The 22,513-nt window shown below is 38.6% G+C and carries 14 protein-coding genes and 1 tRNA gene; 2 read left to right on the forward strand and 13 right to left on the reverse strand.

What is annotated here, in order from left to right; genetic code table 11:
* Positions 1-2: 2 nt before the first annotated feature.
* The 10 genes from PREBIDRAFT_RS05035 to PREBIDRAFT_RS05075 form a co-directional block, all read right to left on the reverse strand.
* Positions 3-3,233, reverse strand: coding sequence for a SusC/RagA family TonB-linked outer membrane protein (locus PREBIDRAFT_RS05035; RefSeq protein WP_004338144.1), 3,231 nt, complete (start codon positions 3,231-3,233; stop codon positions 3-5).
* A 471-nt stretch (positions 3,234-3,704) separates the two neighbouring features.
* On the reverse strand, positions 3,705-5,234 hold the full coding sequence (locus tag PREBIDRAFT_RS05040; protein WP_004338145.1) for a SusD/RagB family nutrient-binding outer membrane lipoprotein: 1,530 nt from the start codon (positions 5,232-5,234) through the stop codon (positions 3,705-3,707).
* 38 nt (positions 5,235-5,272) lie between these two features.
* Complete coding sequence (locus PREBIDRAFT_RS05045) at positions 5,273-8,473, reverse strand: SusC/RagA family TonB-linked outer membrane protein (protein ID WP_004339383.1); 3,201 nt, start codon at positions 8,471-8,473, stop codon at positions 5,273-5,275.
* 653 nt (positions 8,474-9,126) lie between these two features.
* Positions 9,127-9,199, reverse strand: a tRNA-Pro gene (locus PREBIDRAFT_RS05050).
* Positions 9,200-9,354: 155 nt separating this feature from the next.
* Positions 9,355-10,335 (reverse strand): helix-hairpin-helix domain-containing protein, encoded by a 981-nt coding sequence (locus PREBIDRAFT_RS05055; RefSeq protein WP_004338147.1) that lies wholly within the window; start codon positions 10,333-10,335, stop codon positions 9,355-9,357.
* Between the two features lie 12 nt (positions 10,336-10,347).
* On the reverse strand, positions 10,348-10,845 hold the full coding sequence (locus PREBIDRAFT_RS05060) for a CYTH domain-containing protein (RefSeq protein WP_004338148.1): 498 nt from the start codon (positions 10,843-10,845) through the stop codon (positions 10,348-10,350).
* A 19-nt stretch (positions 10,846-10,864) separates the two neighbouring features.
* A complete protein-coding gene (locus PREBIDRAFT_RS11800) occupies positions 10,865-10,999 on the reverse strand; it encodes a hypothetical protein (protein ID WP_004338149.1) in 135 nt (44 codons plus the stop codon).
* A 27-nt stretch (positions 11,000-11,026) separates the two neighbouring features.
* On the reverse strand, positions 11,027-12,151 hold the full coding sequence (gene prfB, locus PREBIDRAFT_RS05065; protein ID WP_004338150.1) for a peptide chain release factor 2: 1,125 nt from the start codon (positions 12,149-12,151) through the stop codon (positions 11,027-11,029).
* A 35-nt stretch (positions 12,152-12,186) separates the two neighbouring features.
* A complete protein-coding gene (locus PREBIDRAFT_RS05070) occupies positions 12,187-14,028 on the reverse strand; it encodes an AMP-dependent synthetase/ligase (protein WP_004338151.1) in 1,842 nt (613 codons plus the stop codon).
* Positions 14,029-14,597: 569 nt separating this feature from the next.
* Positions 14,598-15,455, reverse strand: a complete 858-nt coding sequence (locus PREBIDRAFT_RS05075; protein WP_004338152.1) for an enoyl-ACP reductase FabI — start codon at positions 15,453-15,455, stop codon at positions 14,598-14,600.
* Positions 15,456-15,720: 265 nt separating this feature from the next.
* On the opposite strand from PREBIDRAFT_RS05075, the gene PREBIDRAFT_RS05080 reads away from it, so the two are divergent.
* Complete coding sequence (locus tag PREBIDRAFT_RS05080) at positions 15,721-17,712, forward strand: helix-hairpin-helix domain-containing protein (RefSeq protein WP_004338153.1); 1,992 nt, start codon at positions 15,721-15,723, stop codon at positions 17,710-17,712.
* Between the two features lie 121 nt (positions 17,713-17,833).
* On the opposite strand, the gene PREBIDRAFT_RS05085 is transcribed toward PREBIDRAFT_RS05080, so the two are convergent.
* From PREBIDRAFT_RS05085 to PREBIDRAFT_RS05095, 3 genes are all read right to left on the reverse strand, one after another.
* On the reverse strand, positions 17,834-19,126 hold the full coding sequence (locus tag PREBIDRAFT_RS05085) for an L-cysteine desulfidase family protein (protein ID WP_004338154.1): 1,293 nt from the start codon (positions 19,124-19,126) through the stop codon (positions 17,834-17,836).
* A gap of 136 nt (positions 19,127-19,262) precedes the next feature.
* Positions 19,263-19,652 carry a hypothetical protein gene (locus PREBIDRAFT_RS05090; protein ID WP_004338155.1) on the reverse strand — a complete coding sequence of 130 codons (390 nt, stop codon included), beginning with the start codon at positions 19,650-19,652 and terminating at the stop codon, positions 19,263-19,265.
* A 103-nt stretch (positions 19,653-19,755) separates the two neighbouring features.
* A complete protein-coding gene (locus PREBIDRAFT_RS05095) occupies positions 19,756-21,669 on the reverse strand; it encodes an AAA domain-containing protein (RefSeq protein WP_004338156.1) in 1,914 nt (637 codons plus the stop codon).
* 603 nt (positions 21,670-22,272) lie between these two features.
* On the opposite strand from PREBIDRAFT_RS05095, the gene PREBIDRAFT_RS11100 reads away from it, so the two are divergent.
* Complete coding sequence (locus PREBIDRAFT_RS11100) at positions 22,273-22,446, forward strand: STAS-like domain-containing protein (protein WP_048740080.1); 174 nt, start codon at positions 22,273-22,275, stop codon at positions 22,444-22,446.
* Positions 22,447-22,513 lie beyond the last annotated feature (67 nt).

Raw genomic sequence — 22,513 nt, forward strand, 5'->3', positions numbered from 1 at the left:
CTTTAGAATGTTAGAGATAAAGTAGCTGTAACGGTACGATTATATGCATAACCAGCAGCACCAGGAACACCTGAGTATTGCCCCATTGGGTTCATACCCTTACGAGCTGAAACTAAGAACAAGTTTTCTGCTGCAACGCTGATACGACCACTCTTAAGATAGATACTTCTCATCCAAGAAGCTGGCAAAACATAACCAAGGCTAATGTTCTTAAGCATCAAAGCAGAACTTGAAATTAGGAAACGATCGCTCATAATACCATCATACATACCTCCTTGACCAGCATCAAGACGTGGAATATTAGTGTTCTCGCCTTTTTGCTTCCAAGCATTGAGCATATCTACGTGCATAGCACGACCAGCCTTAAGCCTACGACCCATCAAACCTGCATAGCCAGAATCGTATGTCTTACCACCTAGCTGATAAGCAAAGTTGATGCCTAATTCAAATCCTTTCCATGTAAGTGTAGTACCAAAACCACCATATAAGTCAGGAATAGATGTTCCACAGAAATGTTTCTTAGCTTTTTGTCCATCTTTCGTCAATGTAGCCTTTTCGCCTTCTGTACCTAATGGCTTAGCATCTGGATATAGTTCAGTGTCTAAACGATACATTGCAATACCATCATCAGGATCTACACCAACAAACTCATTGAGATAGTAGTCATAGATACTCTTACCTTCTAGGTATTTGTGATAGGCAAGCTCTATACCTTTTTCACGGTTATCTTCTGGTAATCTAACAATTTTATTTCTATAATGAGTTCCATTAACATTTACTTTCCAAGAGAAATCTGGGCGATTAATAATGAGTGCATTTACATTAAACTCAAAACCAAGGTTGCGCACCTTACCAATATTACGATCTTGTGAACCTATACCAGTAGACATAGGAAGAGGATAAGGGAAGATAAGATCCTTAGACTCCTTATTAAAGAATTCAAATGTACCTGTGATACGACGAAGTATGCTAAATTCGAGAGCCAAGTCCATACTAGTTTGTGCCTCCCAACGGATAGAAGGATCTGCATAGGTATAAAGTCTTAAACCACCACCATAAAGGTTGTTGCTACCAAAACCATATAAAGTTTGATATGCATAATAACTGCTTACACCATCATTACCTGTCTGACCGATAGAAACTCTGATCTTCAAATCATCCAACCACTTTGACGCACCAGCCATAAACTTTTCACGAGCGATGTGCCAACCAGCACCTACTGCCCAGAATGTACCCCAACGATTGTCTGGATGGAAACGAGAGGTACCATCACGACGAATAGAAGCTGAGAAATTATATTTATCCATCCAATCCCAGTTTAAACGTGCAAAGTAACCTTCCTTACGATACTTATCTGTATAAGAACTAAGACCAGTAATATTTGTCAAATTAGGAAATTCATCAATACCTAATACTAACATATTCTTCTTCTCACCACTAAGACTTTCATCATGTAACTTGTATGACTCATGACCCAACAAAGCTGTAATCTCGTGGTTGCCAAACTTCTTAGAGTATTCCAACAATTGATTGAAAGTTAAAGCACTTGTTGCAAAATCTTCAATGGAAAGCATACCAGCAGGCTGGTCGCCCATAATATTATTATATCTTCGCTTGTTTTTAGAATTAGTCAAGTCGTAAGCTACGTTCAACATTAATTTCAACTCTGGAAGAATATGAATAGTTGCATTACCACGAGAATTCAACATATCGCGAGTTGTTGTAGAATGGTCTAACTCACCCTCGTAAACAGGATTAAAGCGATCATTGTATGGACGACCATTGCTATAATCGAATATAGGTTGCCCTGTAATAGGATCCAAAACATATTCACCTGTTCCTGCATTATGAGCATGAATAGGATAGAAAGGAGCAATTCCTTGTAAGAAAGCAAAAGAGTTAGCAGAGTAGTTACCACTAGCCATCTTAGGAGCTGTATTTACAGCATGAGCAAATGAGATATTACCTCCTAAATCGAGGAACTTATTTACCTTGTAATCAAGGTTCAAACGAGCTGACGTACGCTCATATTCTGTATTTTTTCGATAACCTTGCTCTGTGATATGCCCTAAAGACATAAATGTATTAATCTTATCATTGCTGTAAGATCCACTTAGGTTATACTCACCACGATAGCCAGTACGGAACAATGCCTTTTCCCAATCCAAGTCATCACCCCATCTTAATCCAGTAATCTCAGGATTAAGTTTGCCATCACGACCTACAATCATAGGTACTCCATCTACCCATTGGGTTTGATCTGTTGATGTTCCTAAACTTTTAGTTGCAGCATCAAAGGTTAGACCTGTTTTGATACCAGCAAAAGGCTGATATCTATCAAGGCGCAAATCGTCATACATCTCGTAGTTAGCCCACAAAGCAGCCTGTTCTTTTGATTCACCATACTCATAAATATACTGATTGTACCACTGTTGCCACATCAATGGGAAATATTCATTGACACCAACTGTTTCATAAGGTTGCTGCCCACGATTAGAAATACCCTGACTTGTTGTAAAGGTAAATGTAGGTTCAGCACTATTGCGCTTACCTGACTTTGTGGTAATCAAAACAACACCATTACCAGCAGAAGAACCATAAAGTGCTGTAGAAGCTGCATCTTTCAAAATAGACATACTTTCGATATCAGCAGGGTTGATATCTGCAAGGCTACCATTGTAAACAGATCCATCAACAACAAACAAAGGTGCGCTAGAGGCATTGATAGAACCAAAGCCACGAATCATAATACTAGCCGAAGAACCAGGCTGTCCCAAAGAAGTAGTTACCTGTACACCAGGAGCAGCACCAGCAAGAGCATTGGTTACGTTGGTTACAGGGCGATTTTCTAATTGTTTAGAAGAAATACTTGCTTGCGCTCCAACGAGTGACTGCTTCTTTGCAGTACCATAAGCCACAACAACTACTTCGTCAAGGTTTTTGTTGTCTGCTTTAAGGGTAATCTTCATACCAGTACCACCAACCAAAGTTTGGCTAACCATACCAACGTATGAAACAACAATCTTTGTTTCACCTGCAGGTAATTCAAAAGAGAACTTTCCATCAATGTCTGTCTGAGTACCAACAGAAGCTCCTAAGGCTTTAACAGCAGCACCAATAATGGGCTGACCATCATCGCTTGAGATTACAGTACCAGAGACATTCTTTTGTGCTAACGCTGTTCCTACCATAAGGAAAAGCGAGACCAATAGTAATGTGATTTTTCTTTTCATAAAATCTCTAGGTTTAAAATTAAATTATTTTGTTTAGTTGTTTTGCCTTTGTAAAGGAGTAATCTAAAAAGGTTCTCCTTCTCTCAATATATGAGTTAATCTCAGACTTTCTATTGAAATTTCATTCATATATAGAAAGAAAAGAAAATACTTATTTTTTTAACTGAAAAACGTGTATTGATTATAGTTTTCAAGTTTAGTAATATTTTGGATACGAAAATAATTATTAATTAGCAAACTACAAAGTTTTCTACATAATAATTTAAGAAATTTAACCATTACCTTAAAAATGTTTATCTTTTACTTCTTAGCGTTTTAAATACCAAAAGCAACTTTTATATGTATATTATTAAGCAAAATGACTAGTTTTATATTAAAATATATAGCAACATATAATACCAAGAAGGTTATTTGTGATCACAAAAAAGGGATGTGCGTTTGCACATCCCTCTATACTATAGCGAATTATGATTAGTGATTTGCAGTGGTATCCCACCAAACTCTAGTTGTTACCTTATCTTCACCTTGTAGCTGAATGGCTGCTTTATAGTTATCCATATTAGCTTCATAATCATCAGTCTTCTGAGACAAACGTTCTGGAATAACAGACAACGTAACAGAGCCTGCATCGCCAACCTTCAACTCTGGATAGTTGAAACGACGCCAATCACACCATGACTGTGTAGCATCCATCATAAAGTTACCTAACCAACGCTGCATTACAATCTTATGCAAATCATCCACAGATTTATCACCTGCTAACTTAACACCATCTTGTTCTAAGTAAGTTGATACTGTCCGATTTGCTTGCAATAAACCAGCTGTTGCTGCAGAAAGCCCTGTTGTAGGAAGGTTTTTAATATCATAATATTCAAATGATTTCTTAATAGATTCCTCATACAAAGTTTTATAGTCAGCAGCTATCCATCCACGATATGCAGCTTCTGCCTCAAGTGAAAGAATATAAGTAGGAGAAATTACACAGAAACTTGCATTTTGCGTTTTGAAGCGTTTTGCAAACTCAGAGAACACTTCAGTATCTTGAGGTATCTGTGCATTTGTATGCCCCCATACCCAGCCATTAAAATCTCCAGCTTTATTAGGAGTAGCATAAGCTATAACACGAGGATCTTTCAATGCTAACAAATTATTGATAAGCGTACTAGAAGGAGCATAATCCACACGACCATCTACATAGATATTGATATAAAGAGGATTAGCTGCTGCATCTTCTTGTAAATATGGACGGATCATAGCATCTTCATTCGCTACAATACCACCATCATTGTATGCTTTCAAAAAGCGAGTCTTACCTGTTGCCTCATCAACATCTGATAACTTGATAGCCATCATCATACGAATAGAAGCATTTAGCTTCTTCCACTTATTGATATCGCCACGATAGATAACATCATATCTACTGCTTAGATTACCATCTTCAAACATCGCATAAACCTCGTTTAGCTCTGTATCAAGTGTTGTATAAATATCTTTTACAGTATCGTATTTAGGCTTAGTATTACCTTCAGACTTAGCTTTAAAGGCATCTGAGTATGGCATAGAACCATAAGTATCAGCAAGATGCATCATATAGAAAGCCTTTAATGTTGTTGCGACTGCTATCTGATTTTTATTACTTGAACTCAAATTCTTCACAGAACTTAAATTTTTCTGTGCAGGATCCTTATTCATGTTGATAATGCTAACACAGTTTTGCATAGCAATACGATAAATAGTACTAGATGTACCATTCAATATACCAAACTTTGTTTGCTGTACATTCTTACGCTCTGAAATATACTGAGCATACAAAGCTGCGTATGGGTTATAGTTACCACTCCAATTAAAGTAACCACCATACTGCTCAGCACCAAGAAGCAAATATCGTGTATCAGGAACAGATATATTGTTTGGAGAGCTATTGATATCGCCAAAGTCACCACAGCCTGCTAATCCTAGAACACAAGCTGCCAATATTGTTAATTTAAATGATTTTCTCATGATCTTTATCGTTTTAATTATTGAACGAAACGAAATTATTAGAGGGTTAGCTTAACTGTGCAACCAAAAGATCGAGAACTCATAGCCTGTCCTCGTTCCAAACAGCCAGCGTAAGCATTACCAACTTCAGATGCATCTACATTAGGCATAGCTGAATAGATTAGCCATGGGTTCTGTGCCACCAAAGAAATTGAAGCTTGCTTAATAATCTTGGTTTTAGCCAACAATGTCTTAGGAAATTCATAAGAAAGAGATATTTCACGCATCTTTACATATGAAGCATCGTATACGTATGGAGACCATAGCGCACCTTTCAACTGCTCGAAATAAACATTAGCATTTACATAGCTCTCAACAGGTGTATATACTGGTTTTTCAGCAGTACCTGTATTATAAACGCCCTTAACAAGAATACCACCATTGTCCTTTAAAGCACCACGAATGTCGCCACCACGGTCGTTTTTACCAGCAGTAGACTCAAGCATACCAGAAAATTCACCAAACATATTCGTTGTAGAAGCTATTTTACCACCTACCTGGAAGTCTAAAGACATACTTAGGGTTAGGTTCTTCCAACGTAGAGAAGTTCCAAAACCACCAGTAAGATCAGGCTGAACATTACCTAGATAGTTCATAGCATTCTTATCTTGTACAGGAAGGTATTCACCATTCTTTTCTGCTGAAGCACCAGACAACTTGCGCATAATGATATTACCATCAGGATCGCGCTTCCAATCTGAGCCATAAAGCGTACCAACAGGTTTTCCAACCTCTGCAAATTGATACAATGTTGTACTATAACCATACCAGAACAAACGATAACGATCAACACCGTCAGAAAGTTCAATTAATTTATTACTGTTGTGAGCAATATTGCCAGTAAGTTCCCATGACCAATTCTTTGTTTCGATAGGACGCCCACCAATCATTACTTCAATACCTTGATTGCGGATTTGACCAGCATTCATTGTATTTGAGTTAAAACCACTAGCAGGAGTAATATTCAAATTAATAATCTGATTTTTGGTATTACGGCTATAGTAGTTGATATCACCCCATAAACGATTTTTAAACATACGGAATTCTGTACCAACTTCGTAAGATGTAGAAATAGTAGGTTTGATATTAGGATTACGCAATACTTTCTGATTGATCATATAGCCTGTAGCACCAAATTTCTTAATATCATACATATCATACAAAGAGTAAGGATTCAAAGTACTACCTACCTGTGCTAAAGATGCACGAAGTTTCCAGAAAGTTAAGACGTTATTCTTAGGAAGAATGTTACTCATCAATACCGTAGCAGATGCACCCCCATAGAAGTAATTATTCTTATCCTTAGGAAGACGAGAATCCCAATCATTACGAGCAGATAGTTCTAGGAAGTAAGTATCATCCAAACCTAAAGTTGTATTAGCATACAAGCTCTGTGTACGATAACTACTCTTTGTATTCTCTGCCATAGGTTTACCAACTGAAGCACTCATATTATAGAAATTATCCACAAGAAGTCCATCTGTTGTATACCCATAAAGCTTTTCAAAATGATAGTAACGAGATTCTACAAAACCTGCTATGTTCCAAGTCAAACGCTTGTTCAAGAAATCAGTATTATAAGCAATGCTACCTATAGTAGAAATATCATTAAGTGTGTTTTGTGTTTCTTTAAAACCAGATGTCATTGCAACAAAACCCATAGCGGTTTTAAGCTCACCTCTATAACTACGGATATTACCATTTACAGCCAATCCCACCTTTAAATTTTTTAAAATGTCGTAAGTAGCTGCTGCACGGAACACATTCCACTGGTATATATCATATGCGTTACGATTATCAAACACTGCGAATGGATTGTTGTGGAAAGCTGGAGTAAAGTTATAACGATTATTGATATTCCAAGAACGGAAAGAACCATCAGGGCGAAGATAATCTTTCATCATATTAATATCCACATTGGTGTTAAACCACTGTGTCATACTAGGAAACATTGCACCGTCTCCTTCATTGTAAGCTTCTACAGCAGCATTATGTGTCTTACTATAAGTGTACTTGAAGTCAAGATCAACATTTAAGTGATCCAAAGGCTTGAAACTTGTACGAACAGAGAGGAAACGCTTTGCAGCATCGCTATTAGGAATAATACCTTTGTTAGAAGTATTAGTAAAAGAAATACGAGACATATAATCCTTTCCAGCCTTTGCAAAAGCAACGTTAGTTGTGTTGACCATACCAGTGCGGAGCAAATGGTTCATATTATCCTCACCTGGAGATTCCCAACGAGCAGTTTGGAGATAATAAGGACTTGTAGAGTCCCAAGCATAGTAAGGAATATATTCCTCGCCATCATACTTAGCTCCCCAACTCTCATCATAAGCATAGTCATAGAAGCGCTTACCGTCTAAAACTTTCCATTCTGCAGGATCGGTAGCAGGATTAAAAGTATAGGTACTCATACCATAACCACCACCATATTCTTGTTGCATCTTATAGTGATTGTAAGGCTTATTAAAGATGATAGTATGACTGATATCAATTTGCTGATTACCGCTAGAAATACCCTTAGTAGTAATAATAACAGCACCATTATCACCTTGTGATCCATAAAGAGCAGTAGCAGCAGGTCCCTTTAAAACATTAAGAGAAGCAACATCATCCATATTGATCATATTTTTATTAGTAATAACACCATCTACAACATAGATAGGTTCACTACCAGCAGGAGTCAGCGTTGTAGTACCACGAAGAACAATAGCACCAGCATCAAAAGTTGCACCAGAAGCACCATAGAAACGTGCACCAGACACCTTACCAGCCAAAGCGTTACCTACATCAGTAACACGAGTGGTCTGCAGCTTGTCGGCTTTAATCTCCTGAGTAGAATAACCTAGAGACTTTTGCTTACGAGTAATACCCATAGCGGTTACTACGACTTCGTCAAGCTGCTTGTTATCACGTTTTAATGTGATTTTCATATTACTAGCAGCAGCCACTGTTTGTGTTTGCATCCCTACATAGGAAACTACGATTTTAGTTTCACCTGCAGGAAGTGTGAATGAGAACTTTCCGTCAATGTCGGTCTGTACACCAACCGTTGCTCCTACAGCCTTAACGGAAGCACCAATAATTGGTTCCCCATCATCTGCAGAGACAACAGTACCAGAAATGTTCTTTTGTGCCAGTGCGGCTCCCACAAAGAGGAACAGTCCAGCTAAAAGCATTGTTAGTCTTCTTTTCATAAAATCTCTCATTTAGAATTAATAATGAATGTTATGCTCTAAAATACTAAAGCTAACAAAATCGTTGTACTTGTATGACGATTTCTATCAGTAGCCATAATGATCATACATTAAACAAGGACTTACGTGTCCATAATGTATAAGATTTCCTAATCGTCTAATAAAATGTAACCACTATAAGTAAAAATGAATAACAAATGTAATTACACATATCAGCAGCATCAATACTTCTATTTGCCTTTGAAAGACATTTATTAATATTCTACACTACAAAAATATGAATTTAAAATATAATTTCAAAGAAATATAAATAAAAAATTAGAATTTAACATTTAGGATGTTTAATAAATCACGCTACAAAGCAATCAAAATACACTATAAAACACAATATATCAACATTTTATATATAAAAAAAACAAAGTAATAAACATTATACTACATTCTTATTACTATTTTAGCCTATAAGAAATTATCAAAAAGATAATAAAAAGACCATAACAGGTAACAATATGACAACACAAGAATAATGAATTATTGATTTTACTAAGCAAAGTTAAATTGTGTTCCTACACAAACTATCAAACCGTAACTTACTAATAACTAGATACAAATAAGAGAAGTATGTCTTTTCTAAACACACTTCTCCTATATAGTCGGGATGACCAGAGTCGAACTGGCGACCCCTACGTCCCGAACGTAGTGCGCTACCAACTGCGCTACATCCCGAATTGGCTAGCAAAGGTAGGAATAAGAATTGAGAACTGAAAATTTTATCCTATTGAAAATTGAGAATCTTACCCAATTGATAATTGAGAATTACTCGTCCATAACAAACATATATAAGGACGGGTAATTCTCAACACTCTACTTTCAATGCTCAATTAAAAACACACATACGGCTCAAGGCGCAATAATGCTTCTTCTGGGAAATCTTTGAGCAAACGAAGCTGAGAAAGAGAAGTGAGCTTACCTTTCAAACGACGATAATCGCAAATAGCCCGAGCTTGATAAAAATTAATATAAGGATGTTTACGTAGTTGAGAAAGTGTGAGCATATTAAGATTAAGTTTCGTTGTATGCCATCCTTTTATATCAAAGTAGGGTAAAGCCTCTTCTGGGAAACCTTCTATTTCCTTTAATTGTCCTACAGCAACATAGCCCCCCAGACGCTTGCCGTATGCGACAATAGCTTTAGCCCATCCCGATCCGATGCCAGGCACCTTCTTTAACACAGTAGTATCGGCTGTGGCAAGATTGATTTTCTGCCCCACTTGCAACTTAATGGGATAACGCACCGTATCACGATCATACTCCTTATAAGCACGATACTTATCATTTGCCTTAAAAGTCTCAAAGGCTTCTCTAGCTTGTTGTTGCCGCTCTGCCCTACGTTCTTGATATGCTCTCACCGAAGCAAGTGTAGAAGCTGGTAAGAAGTCGTCGCTAATCTTTATATAAGGTGCAAGCTCTTGGTACTGTTTACGTGTCATACCATAGAGACGAGCAAACTCCTCTGGAGCATGATACACCCCACCCTTTGCACGGTATTTATAAATATTTCTAATTTGATAAGGCGCTAATCCTAATTGGCGCAGCGTAGCACTATCGGCTGTATTTGGATCAAAAGAAAAATGCTTGGTAGACATTTCTTCTAACCTCTCTCTGTCATTTTCCTTAGGAGATACTCCAATACTCGAAGAAGAAAGATTGTCTATAGAATCACCCATCAATACATCAGAAGTATTCGAGAAGCCATTCCCCACAAAATAAACGATAGCCCCTATCAGTAAGAACAAGGCTACTAAGAAAATAACAGCTCTACGATCGGAACGATGAAGATAGAAAAAGGATTTTAAATTCATAGCTATTCCCTCTTACCGATACTCCTCTTCCAATGTGTCTCGCCACAGTTTAAAGGGATAACGGCGCATGTGTGCGTTATAAAAGCGCCCATCACCAGTAACCTCTATGCCTAGAAATGCAGGGCGGTCAAATTGTTCAGCTTCGCTAGATAGCTCCACTTCAGCCATCACCAATCCTTCATTTTCTCCATGAAATTCGTCCACTTCAAAGGTATGTCCAGCATAATCTATTAAGTAACGATGCTTATCTATTATGCCTGCCTCGCACAGAAGTAATAGGTTCTTTGCCTCTTCAAGCGTAACTTCTTTCTCAAATTCATAACGCGACAAGCCTCCATTGCGCGAAGGTCCCTTAATAGTAAGGTAAGCTTTTTCATCACGAACCCGTACCCGCACGGTGTTTACCGCAGCAAAGTAGCCCTGCTGTATATGGCTACAGCTATGAGCAAGTATTTTCCAATTACTCTTTTTGTGAACCAAGAATTTGCGTTCTATCTCTAATCCGCTCATTCGTCTGTAATAAAACCATTTATCCAAAAGCCACCACTAAGGTAATAATACCTAAGACAAGTAGTGCAATAGCAATACCTGTAATCACTTTCTTACCTTGCTTCTCTTGTTGTTCAGCGCGTGCTTTGCGCTTTAATGATTTAGAATTGTTCATAGCTACATGGTTTAAAAGATTGTTGCTTTATATGTTCTGCTCTTCTGTTGGAAATTCCATCAGATAGGCTTTAATAAATCCATCTAATTTGCCATTCATCACACTATCTACATCCGATGTTTGATAATTGGTACGATGATCCTTTACACGGCGATCGTCGAACACATAACTACGTATCTGACTACCCCATTCTATCTTCTTTTTAGCCGCTTCTACCTTAGCTTGTGCCTCCATACGCTTCTTCATCGCACGGTCATAGAGCTGCGATTTCAGCAACTGCATAGCCTTTGCACGGTTCTTAGGCTGATCGCGCGTTTCGGTATTCTCGATCAAGATTTCCTCTTGCTCACCTGTATCAGGATCCTCATATTGATAACGCAAGCGTACACCCGACTCTACTTTATTCACGTTCTGCCCACCAGCACCACTCGATCGGAACGTATCCCAACTCACACGAGCAGGATCAACATATACCTCTATCGTGTCGTCTACAAGTGGAGTAACAAAGACAGAAGCAAAGCTAGTCATTCGCTTACCTTGGGCATTAAACGGACTCACACGCACCAAACGGTGCACGCCATTTTCACTCTTCAAGTATCCAAACGCATACTCTCCCCCCTCAAACTTCATTGTAACGCTCTTTATTCCAGCCTCATCACCCACTTGAATATCAGAGATTGTTACCTTATAGCCATGAGCTTCGCCCCAACGCATATACATACGCATAAGCATATCAGCCCAATCTTGACTTTCTGTACCACCTGCACCAGAATTAATTTTCATCACACACTCCATCGGATCTTCTTGCTGACGGAGCATATTCTTTAATTCTAAATCCTCGATAGTTGCCACCACTTTATTATATATAGCATCTACCTCTTCCTCTGTAACGAGTTCATCTTTATAGAAGTCGAAAGCCAACTGCAATTCTTCCGCCTGAGCACGTGCCTTATCATAGCCCTTCACCCATCTTTCTATCTCCTTCACCTTTTTCATCTGCTCGCGAGCACGATCGGGGTCTTCCCAAAAGTCGGGAGCTTGGGTTCTAAGTTGCTCTTCTTCAAATTCGATACGTTTCTGTTCAATACCTAAATAATGGTAGAGTGCATCAGTACGTGAGAGAATATCTTTAAGTTGGTCGGCTGTTATCATACTTTTATATTATCGAGGAGTCCGATGGGGGGGGGTTATTCTATAGAAGGCAGTTGAGTTGTAAGGTCTGGCTCTTCGTACATTGCGTTAATGGTGTCAGCATAATTCTTTACCACCACAGAGCGTTTTAGCTTCAAAGTGTTTGTAAGTTCGCCACTTTCCATTGAGAAATGGTGAGCCAACAAGGTAAAACGCTTAATTTGCTCATATTGTGCCAAGTGTTGCTGAAGGGTTTCGATACGATCTTTCATCATTTCGTTTACACGCTCATTAGCACACAGTTCCTCTCTGTCGGCAAAACTAATATTATGATCCTTTGCCCACTTTTCCAATAAGCCAAACTCTGGCACTATTAAGGCAGACACAAACTTACGCTGATCAGCAATAATAGCTACCTGTTCCACAAACTTGTCTACCAAGAGCATCGATTCCACCATTTGTGGAGCAATGTACTTACCATTTGAGGTCTTAAACAAGTCCTTAATACGTTCAGTTAAGTATAACTCTCCGTCCTTCATATATCCTGCATCGCCTGTATGGAAGAAACCTTCTTTATCGTATGCAGAAGCATTAATAGCATCACGGTGATAATAACCAGGTGTGATGGTAGGACCTTTCAGCAACACTTCGTTATCCTTACCTATTTTTATTTCAATACCACTGATAGGACGTCCCACAGAACCTATGGTATAAGCCTTACCTTTATGATCGCAACTTACAGTGGCAAGGCTTTCTGTTAAGCCATAGCCCACGAGCATATCAAGCCCAATACTGTGGACAAACTCCTCTACCTCTGGCGAAACATAAGCACCTGCTGTTGGGAAAATATTCGGATGGATAAGTCCTAGTTGTTTGCGCACGAGGTTCAAGATAGTACTGTTATAAAATCTATATTTCAGTTCTAGTCCCAATGGCACACGTTTACCCCTTGATTTGTAAAAAACATTACGGCGACGACCTACCATTAATGCGTTGTAGAACACTTTGCGCTGTAAGAAGCTAGTATTATCCATGCGGTCTTTTACTGCAATGTAAACTTTCTCCCAAAAGCGTGGCACTGCTGCCATACTTGTAGGATTTGTTTCACGCATAGAGCGCTGTATCTCTTTAGGATCAGTATTTACAATGAGTTCTGCACCAAAAGTTAAAGCCAAATAAGACCATGCTCGCTCAAAGATATGGGTAAAAGGTAAGAAATTTATAACCCTATCTTTATCGGTTATAGGCACACACTTGCCATTAGCATCTATCGCTGCATCGTACATTTTGTTCGTCAAGATAACGCCTTTGCTGTCTCCAGTAGTACCGCTCGTGTATAATATGTTACAAATATCGTCCATAGCAACCTGTCCCCATAGATGTTCCACTTCCGATTGTCTTGGCAAGTTAGCACCTAGCTTCAAGAAATCTTCAAAATAAATAGCATTAGGATCATGTGTACTAATACGCACGTTTTTATTGAACACAATGATGCGCTCTAGCATTGGGCAAAGTGGGAAGATACGGTGCGCCTTATCATACTGCTCCTGCTCACCTACAAAAAGAAGCTTAATAGACGCATCTTGTATCATATATTGAATTTGCTGCTCCGAACTCGTAGCATAAAACGGAATGCTAATAGCACGAATACCGTATGCACCAAAGTCGGTATAAAGATATTCCACACAGTTTTGTGCAAACACACCTATGGTTTCTTGTGGCTTTACTTTTAGGTTAAGAAGTGCATTCGACACTTCTTTTACACGAGTAGAAAATTCACTCCAAACTACTGTCTTCCAATCTGATCCACCAAAGTCTTTGTAGGTCAATACTGGCTTATCGCCAAATTTCTTTGCCTGTTCGTGAATAAGAACAGCTAGGTGACATCTTGTTTGCATTGTATTATAGCGTTTATGTTGACACTTATTTTTAACTAAACTTCTGTGCTTAATGATAGTAAAACAACCATTAAATCAGTATCTAGCATTTGCAAAAATAAGCAATATCCGCCAAAACAAGAAATAAATTGCACAATAATTCCATTTTTGTTCAATTGTGCAATAACCTCGAATACCATAAAATGGTGATAAAAAAAATACGTTTTATGATGTCAAAGCTATGCTTTTAAATAGTAATAGGTTATTGTTCTTATGAAAAAAGATGATGTTTTATAATGAAAAATAATTTGTTTTTGATTTATTTTTAATTTATTTCCAAATCGTTTTTAATTTATTTTTCTATTAAAAATAGATTATTTTTCAACATAATTATTACTTTTTTATCATCCAAAAGGTAAGTATTTGCTAAATGAAAGATAACCTATACTAGTTATTTTAGTGGACAAGTATTTCTCAAATCTCAACTCTCAACTCTCAATTCTCAACTCTCAATTAACCAAAGGAGGCTGCCTCCTCACGATAGAAGAAGCAGCCCCATATTTTGTTACAATAAGTTATCCGCAGAGAGGTTATCCGTAGATAATATTTCCGTCTTCGTCCATAAACTCTTCAAGACCTTTCTCATAAGTAGTCATGGCACGGAGGCTCATACCCACATTAGAGAAGCCACCATCGTGGTAAAGGTTCTGCATAGTAACCTTACGGGTAAGGTCGGAGAACATCACAATACAATAGTCGGCACAATCGGCAGCATCGGCATTACCAAGAGGCGACATACGATTAGCAAAGTCGAACAAACGATCCATACCCTTCACACCCGATCCTGCTGTTGTCATAGTAGGACTTTGAGAAATCGTATTGATACGCACATTGTGCTCACGACCGTAGATATAACCAAAGCTACGTGCTATACTTTCGAGCAATGCCTTAGCATCTGCCATATCGTTATAGCCGAAGAATGTACGTTGAGCTGCAACATAAGTCAATGCTAGAATAGAACCACCATCAGCAATAGCATTCAATTTCTTTGCACTTTGTATCATCTTGTGGAAGGATACAGCCGAGATGTCGAGTGTGGTATCGAGCATTTTGTAGTCTAAGTCGTCATAAGTGCGACGCTTACGAACATTAGGCGACATACCGATAGAGTGTAACACAAAGTCGATTTGACCGCCCAACACTTCCATAGAACGCTTGAATACGTTTTCAAGATCTTCTACACTAGTAGCATCAGCAGGAATAATTTCACAATGAAGCTTCTCTGCAAGATTGTTTACTGTACCCATACGCACAGCCATAGGCGTGTTAGAAAGGGTAATTGTTGCACCTTCTTCAACGGCTCTCTCAGCCACTTTCCATGCTATTGAATGCTCATTGAGAGCTCCAAAGATAACACCCTTTTTACCTTTTAATAAGTTATAACTCATAATTTTATAATCTAGTTAATGGTGCAAAAGTACTTAAAAAAGTCGATATATAGAACAACGGTTTATAAAAAAGCCATATTTCATCTTTCAAGCCGCTCGGTTTGTTTACCTATGAAGTGGAATACTAAAAAACTATAGTATGAGTATAAATAAAGAATAAATTCAAGTACTCTTTATTCTTTTCCTCTCACTCCTATACCTAAATATTTGGATATTTTAATAGAATTTCCGACTTTTGCGAAACAGAAGCCTAAACAGCTATACGATGAAACGCTTTGCAATATACCTTATATATATATTCTTGTCGCTACCTATCAACGCTCAAACACAACCCACGTGGGAGCAATATCTTTACGATCTGGCACAAATAGATGGTGAAGGCAACTACACCAATGAAGCAACTTTAGAACTGTTGACCGATCTTGCCGAGCATCCCATTAATCTTAACACAGCTACCCGCGAGGACTTGGAGCGTATTCCTTTCTTGAATGCTATCCAAATAGAGGAGTTGCTGGCGTACGTTTATCAATATCATGGTATGGAAACATTGGGCGAGCTGGCAATGATAGAGTCGCTAGACGTTATCCGAAGGCAGCTTTTAGCCGTTTTCGTTTACGTGGAAAAAGTAGAAACAAAAGGCTTTCCATCGCTTAAAAACATTTTGAAATATGGTAAACATGAGGTTATGTTTACAGCGAAACTGCCACTTTACAACCGCAAAGGCGACCGCAATGGCTATTTAGGCTACAAATATCCACACTCGTTGCGCTATACTTTTCAGTATTCCGACTATGTAAAAGCGAGTTTGATCGGATCGCAAGATGCTGGTGAACCCTTTTTTTCAGATAAAAATAGCATAGGATATGATCATTATAGCTTCTACGTTTTGATAAAGAAGTTAGGCTTTTTAAAGACACTTGCCATAGGAAGATACAAAGTTTCGCTAGGGCAAGGGCTAGTTATCAACAACTCGTTTGGCTTTGGAAAACTTGCTATGTTACAAACTTTAGGTAGGCAATCGAACATTATCCGAGGACATTCCTCTCGTTCTTCCTACAACTATTTGCAAGGTGTGGCTGCTACGGTGGCACTGAACAAACATATTGACCTAACAGGATTTGTATCTTATCGCCACATTGACGCTACACTAAACAAAAAAGGGTATATCCAAACGGTGTTAGCATCGGGCTATCATCGCACCAAGACCGAGATGGCAAAAAAGAACAATGCTTCACAATTTGCATCAGGAGTTAATGCGAAATGGACGAATGGTGGCTTTCACATTGGTGTTTCAACCCTCTTTACAAGCTTTAACAAACCACTACAGCCCGAAACCAAACAAGCGTATAAACGCTATGCACCACAGGACAATAACTTTTGGAACGTAAGTGTGGATTATGGCTATCTATCGCACCGTTGGAACTTACAAGGGGAAACGGCAACAAACAATGCAGGTGGTATTGCTACTATGAACGCACTCTCATGGCGTGTTACTAACAGCCTAACTCTCCTCAGTGTGCAACGATATTATGGACATAAATACTACTCATTGTTTAGCCGAGGCTTTAGCAATAGTGGGCATATTCAGAATGAAAACGGCGTATTATTTGGGGCTACTTGGAACCCGCTGCGTGGACTATCCTTAATGGCTTACACCGATATTGTGCAGTTTTCGCACCCTAAATATGGTGCGCACATTGGTAGTAAAGCGTGGGATAGCTTTCTTTCTGCTATTTATACATACGGTAAAATTACGTTATCGGCATGTTATCGTTACAAAGTAACAGAGAAAGATGGGGCGAAGAAAAAGGGATTAATCCGTGATATTACGCAAAGAGACAGGCTCGCTTTTGCTTATATAGCTAACAAATGGAGCAGTAAAACACAAGCCGATCTTGTCATTAATGATTATAAAACACACAGTTTGGGCTATATGGTAAGCGAGAATTTCTCGTATATCCCATGCCAATGGCTATCTATGACTGCTACCATTGGGTACTTTCACACCGATAGTTACGCCTCTCGCATCTACACATACGAACGTGGTCCGCTCTATAGTTTTAACTTTCCGTCCTTTTATGGAGAGGGTATGCGCTATGCTTTCTTCGCTCGTGCTGCCATCAGAAAGAACCTTATTGGCATCGTCCGCCTATCTACCACTCAATACTTCGATCGCAACAGTATCTCCTCTAGCTATCAAAAGATTAATGCTTCTGCTATGACGGATATTGATATACAAGTGAGGTGGAAGTTCTAAGGCAAGAAATTAAAGGTTTTAAGAGGTATTAAGAAGTTTATGACAAATGTGGATAACTTTACAACAATAAAGCCATTACCCCATAAACAGCGGTAATGGCTTAAACTATTAAGAAAGAAATTTAGCAATTTCCCTTACTTGTCATAATCTTTAAGATCATATCATCGGTGCGACTCATTGCGTCTTTACCTATTGAAGTGAGGTTATGAATGGTTTTATCGACATCGTCTTCGATGATACCTTCTGCTGAAGAAACACACTTTCCCTCAATAGAAAGCATAGCAGAAAGCACTGCTGTAGATACCCCTGATGATATTTTGAGCGCACAACTAGGCTTTGCACCATCACAAATAATGCCCGTTAGGTTGGCTATCATGTTCTTAACAGCGTTACAAATATTATCAAAGTTGCCGCCCATAAGATAAGTAATACCACAACTAGAACCGATACTAGCCACAACACAGCCACAAAGTGCTGACAAACGACCCAAACTTTGCTTAATATAAATCACCGTTAAATGGCTCAAAGCTAAGGCACGCGTAAGCTCATCCTTTGTATTTTCATTCTCTTTAGCAAACACTACCACAGGATTTGTTGCACAAATACCTTGATTTCCAGACCCACTATTACTCATAACGGGTACCAATGCACCACCCATACGAGCATCGCAAGCCGATGCTGTCTTAGAAATAATATGTGAGAAAATAGAGTTTCCGAAGATACCACGACCTAGAGGACGCTCCATTAGCTTACCCAAGCAATGTCCATAGTTTTCCTTCAATGCCTCGGCTGCTGCACGCATATTATAGTGTTTAGACTCACGGATAAACTCAAGTTCCTCGATTGGAGAAGTAGTAGCAAAGTCATACACCATACGAAGGTTAAGCGTAAATTCCTCTTCTTCTGCCGTTTCGCTACTAGATGTTCTGTTATCATACAACGGTTTGCCGTCGACAGCCTCATAAACAAAGTTGGTATGCGAACCAGTGATTACAGATGTAGCTTGCTTCTCACCCGCTTTACACACCACTTCGATATAAAGTTTCTCGGTATTATTCTCCTTTAACTTTATATCTATTGTGCTATTCGCTATAAATTGTTTACCTGCTTCCAGACTTTCAGGGGTTAAATCCTTGATCACTTCTAGCTTATACTCCGATTTTCCGATAAGAGCACCAAGCGCAACGGCGATTGGCAATCCTATCATACCTGTACCCGGAATACCCACACCCATAGCATTTTTCAACATATTAGGCGACAAGAATACCTCTATAGCTTCAGGACGACACCCCAAAAGCTCGGTACTACGTGCGGTACAAAGGGCTACTGCCATTGGCTCTGTACATCCAATTGCAGGCACTACTTGTTGTTGAATAAGTTCAACGATTTGGTTTCTAATGTTTTTATCTAGCATTGCTTTATTGATAAAGATAACATTGCAAAGATAAATAAAAAAATAGAAAACGACAACTCTATCCTAATTTTAACCCTTTAGCTACTTTTTTAGTTACCATTAGAGGGAAAAACATAGGTATGTAAGCCCTGTTTTATTATACTTTTCTAAGCTCTTTCTTCAATGCTTGCATCTTCTTTCTACGTTCGATAGAAAACATATCACCATTGGCTTCTACATAGTCGTAATAGGTATATGCCTTTTCCATAAGCATAGCACGTAAGGGATTAGCACAATAGGACGTTTCTGCATAGAGCAGTTCTGCTACCATATTGATTTTTTCTAACTTCTCTTCACCCCAATTATCATTGGCATAGCAAAAGAGTTCGTCTACAGAACAATTACGAAGCAGTTCATAATCGCCCACATATTGCCGATAAAGATCCTTTAATTCTTCATCTTTACCCGCTTTATCCTTCTCTAAAAAGCGAGCAACTGCTGCTTGAAACTCCTCTATCAAGCGGAGAAAATAATCGCGTTGTATCATATTTTTGTTATTTTTCAGACATAATAAACAAGATTTCATGAGATAATAAAAGTCCAAAAACTAGGATCTTACCTTGTAAATCATATTAATCTTGTTGGGAATATTACGCTGTCAAAGCTTCGATATACTCATATAATTTGGCATAAAATGGGTGCTTTGTCATTGTTTCTGCATTACCCAATATGATGAGTTTCATACGAGCACGCGTGATCGCTACGTTCATTCTTCTTAAATCTTTTAAGAAACCTATCTGTCCTTCATCATTGGCACGCACCATAGAAATGAGGATCACATCGCGCTCTTGTCCTTGAAAACCATCTACAGTATTTACCGTAATAAGATGGCGATAGGGCTTAAAGAACTTGCGTTTGCGGATCAATTTCCGAAGATATTGCACCTGTGCACGGTATGGTGAGATCACCCCCACATCAATACTTTCGTCTAAGATGCGCTGTTTGCCTATCTTCGTAAAGTATTCTTGTAAGCTATTCAACGTGAGTTCCGCCTCGCCTTTATTGATACGTCCGAAGCTTTCGCCCACAAATTCCTCTTTAAAACTAACTTCGTCATCGCCAATATCCACCTTAGAAGTATCAAGCCAAAGCATAGGATGGTCGTAATCTAGAATGCTTCTATACCTAATTTGTGGTGCACTCTCTACTTCTCCATGATAAAACCAATCGGAAGAAAAGCGCATAATTTCCTCGTTCATACGGTATTGCACCTTCAATAACGTTACCACTTCTGGCTTATTCTCCACAATACGCTCCATTAACGTTTTGCCAAGTCCTGCTCGCATGGCTGCAATATTCTTGATCGTTGGTGGCAGTTGACAATGGTCGCCTGCAAAAACAACCCTACTAGCCCTACGTATTGGGATCCAGCAAGCAGCCTCTAAAGCCTGTGCAGCCTCATCAATAAAGAGTGTATCAAACTTCTGCCCTTCCATTATTCGGCTATTGGCACTCACCAATGTACATGCCACCACGCGCGCCTCACTAAACAACTCGCTATTGATGCGTATCTCTAACTCTGTAGCACGACTCTTCAAGCGATCTAGCTTTTCATGAAAACGCTCCAATCCTCGCTTTCTATTGCTTCGTAACTGTCGGATAGCCTTGCGCAAACTCCACAACTGTGGGTAATCGGAATGGGCTTCAAAACGACGTTCATAAGTGAAGCCTAACATCTTATCATTGACCCGTGTAGGATTGCCTATGCGAAGAACATTGATACCTCGATCCACAAGCTTTTCACTAATCCAATCAATAGCCATATTACTCTGCGCACAAACCAGCACTTGATTTTCGCGCATCAATGTTTCATTGATGGCTTCTACCAGCGTTGTTGTCTTACCAGTACCCGGAGGTCCGTGTACTACTGCTACATCTTTTGCCCACAATACTTCATTAACCGCCTTTTCTTGCGTAGGATTTAGCCACGGAAGTTTCAACGCATTGAACGAAAAACGCTCTGCCTTTTGGTGCGAATAAAACAAATCCCGCAGATAAGCGAGTCGGTTTCCTTTGGCTTTTATCACCCTATCAAGGGCTTCGAACATCATACGATAGCTCGTTTCGTCAAAACCTATTTGGCATCCTATAGCCTCCATAGAAGTTTGCAAGTCGAGGATAGGCGCATGATCTGGTACCGAAACCACCATTCTGTCACCATCTACAAACGACACCATACCCGTAAACGAATAGTAGCTTATCTGTAGTTTCCGCCCTGCTGTCCCACCCTTCTTATACTTAAAGAAGAGCAAAGGTCGCCCAAACTCGAAGTTATGCTCAATGTCAAGATCTTGTGTACGGAACACTTCCACACAAAGTTGGTTCAAACCATTGTAAAAACGCTTTCCCACACGTAAGGGATACCACGCATCACCCCGCTTTATTTTGCGCTGCATGCCCAACGCTTCCGTTTGTTTTCGGAACGTTTCCTTTTCCGAATAATACTCCATTTCTAGGAGCAACTTCTGTCCTTGTAGCACTTGTATGGGTAATTGTTGTTGCATAAATGCAAAGATAATAATTCTTTGGTGGAGATAAAAATAAACTTTACCATAGATAAAATAAATCTAAACATAACTATAAGATTTTGGTATATTAAATATTAATCTTACTTTTGCATTATATAAATATGTTATTTACAATATATTTGACTATGCACAAGCTGGAAATAATGCGTTTTCATTTATCAAATATGATAAGAATAGGCAAAAAATAGCTGTCGGTATTTGTGATTTTGGTATAGGCATTGTCAATTCTGTTCGCAATCATATCCCTAATATAGGCAATGACAAGAAGGCTTTAGAGAAAAGTATTGAAGTTAATTTTACGATTGCCTCTACGGAACATAATCGTGGCTGGGGGCTTGAAAATATTCTTAATAATTCAGATATTGTTAGAATATTCAGCGGTGAAGCTGTACTTATAAAGGTTGGAGAAAAGAAGAAAGTGCTAGGCACTAACATTAAATTCCCAGGCACACTTATCTATCTTGAGGTAGATATATTAAAGTTAGAAGATAATGATAGTGTAAATTTGGTCATAAAAGAATAAAATTATGTGTACAATAAATATAAATAACGTATTAGCGACCAAAAAGAATTTGCCAGATGACAGGAGTAGAACCTCTACCATCTATTTTCCTAAATATGTCATTAGGCAGAATTATTGAAGATTTTGGCGAAGAGGCTTTAAAAGGGAAACTCTCTTTTAAGAATATTACAAAAGCACAAGCAGAACGTGTAAAGGATTATCTGAATAGATTTGTTCCACTTAAAAAGTAATTTTATTTTTAATTCCTAAGAAAATAAAGGTATAATCAGCAGTATGGTATTTTGGTTATACCTTTCT

Origin of the sequence: Prevotella bivia DSM 20514 (assembly GCF_000262545.1) — a bacterium.
Lineage (GTDB): Bacteria > Bacteroidota > Bacteroidia > Bacteroidales > Bacteroidaceae > Prevotella > Prevotella bivia.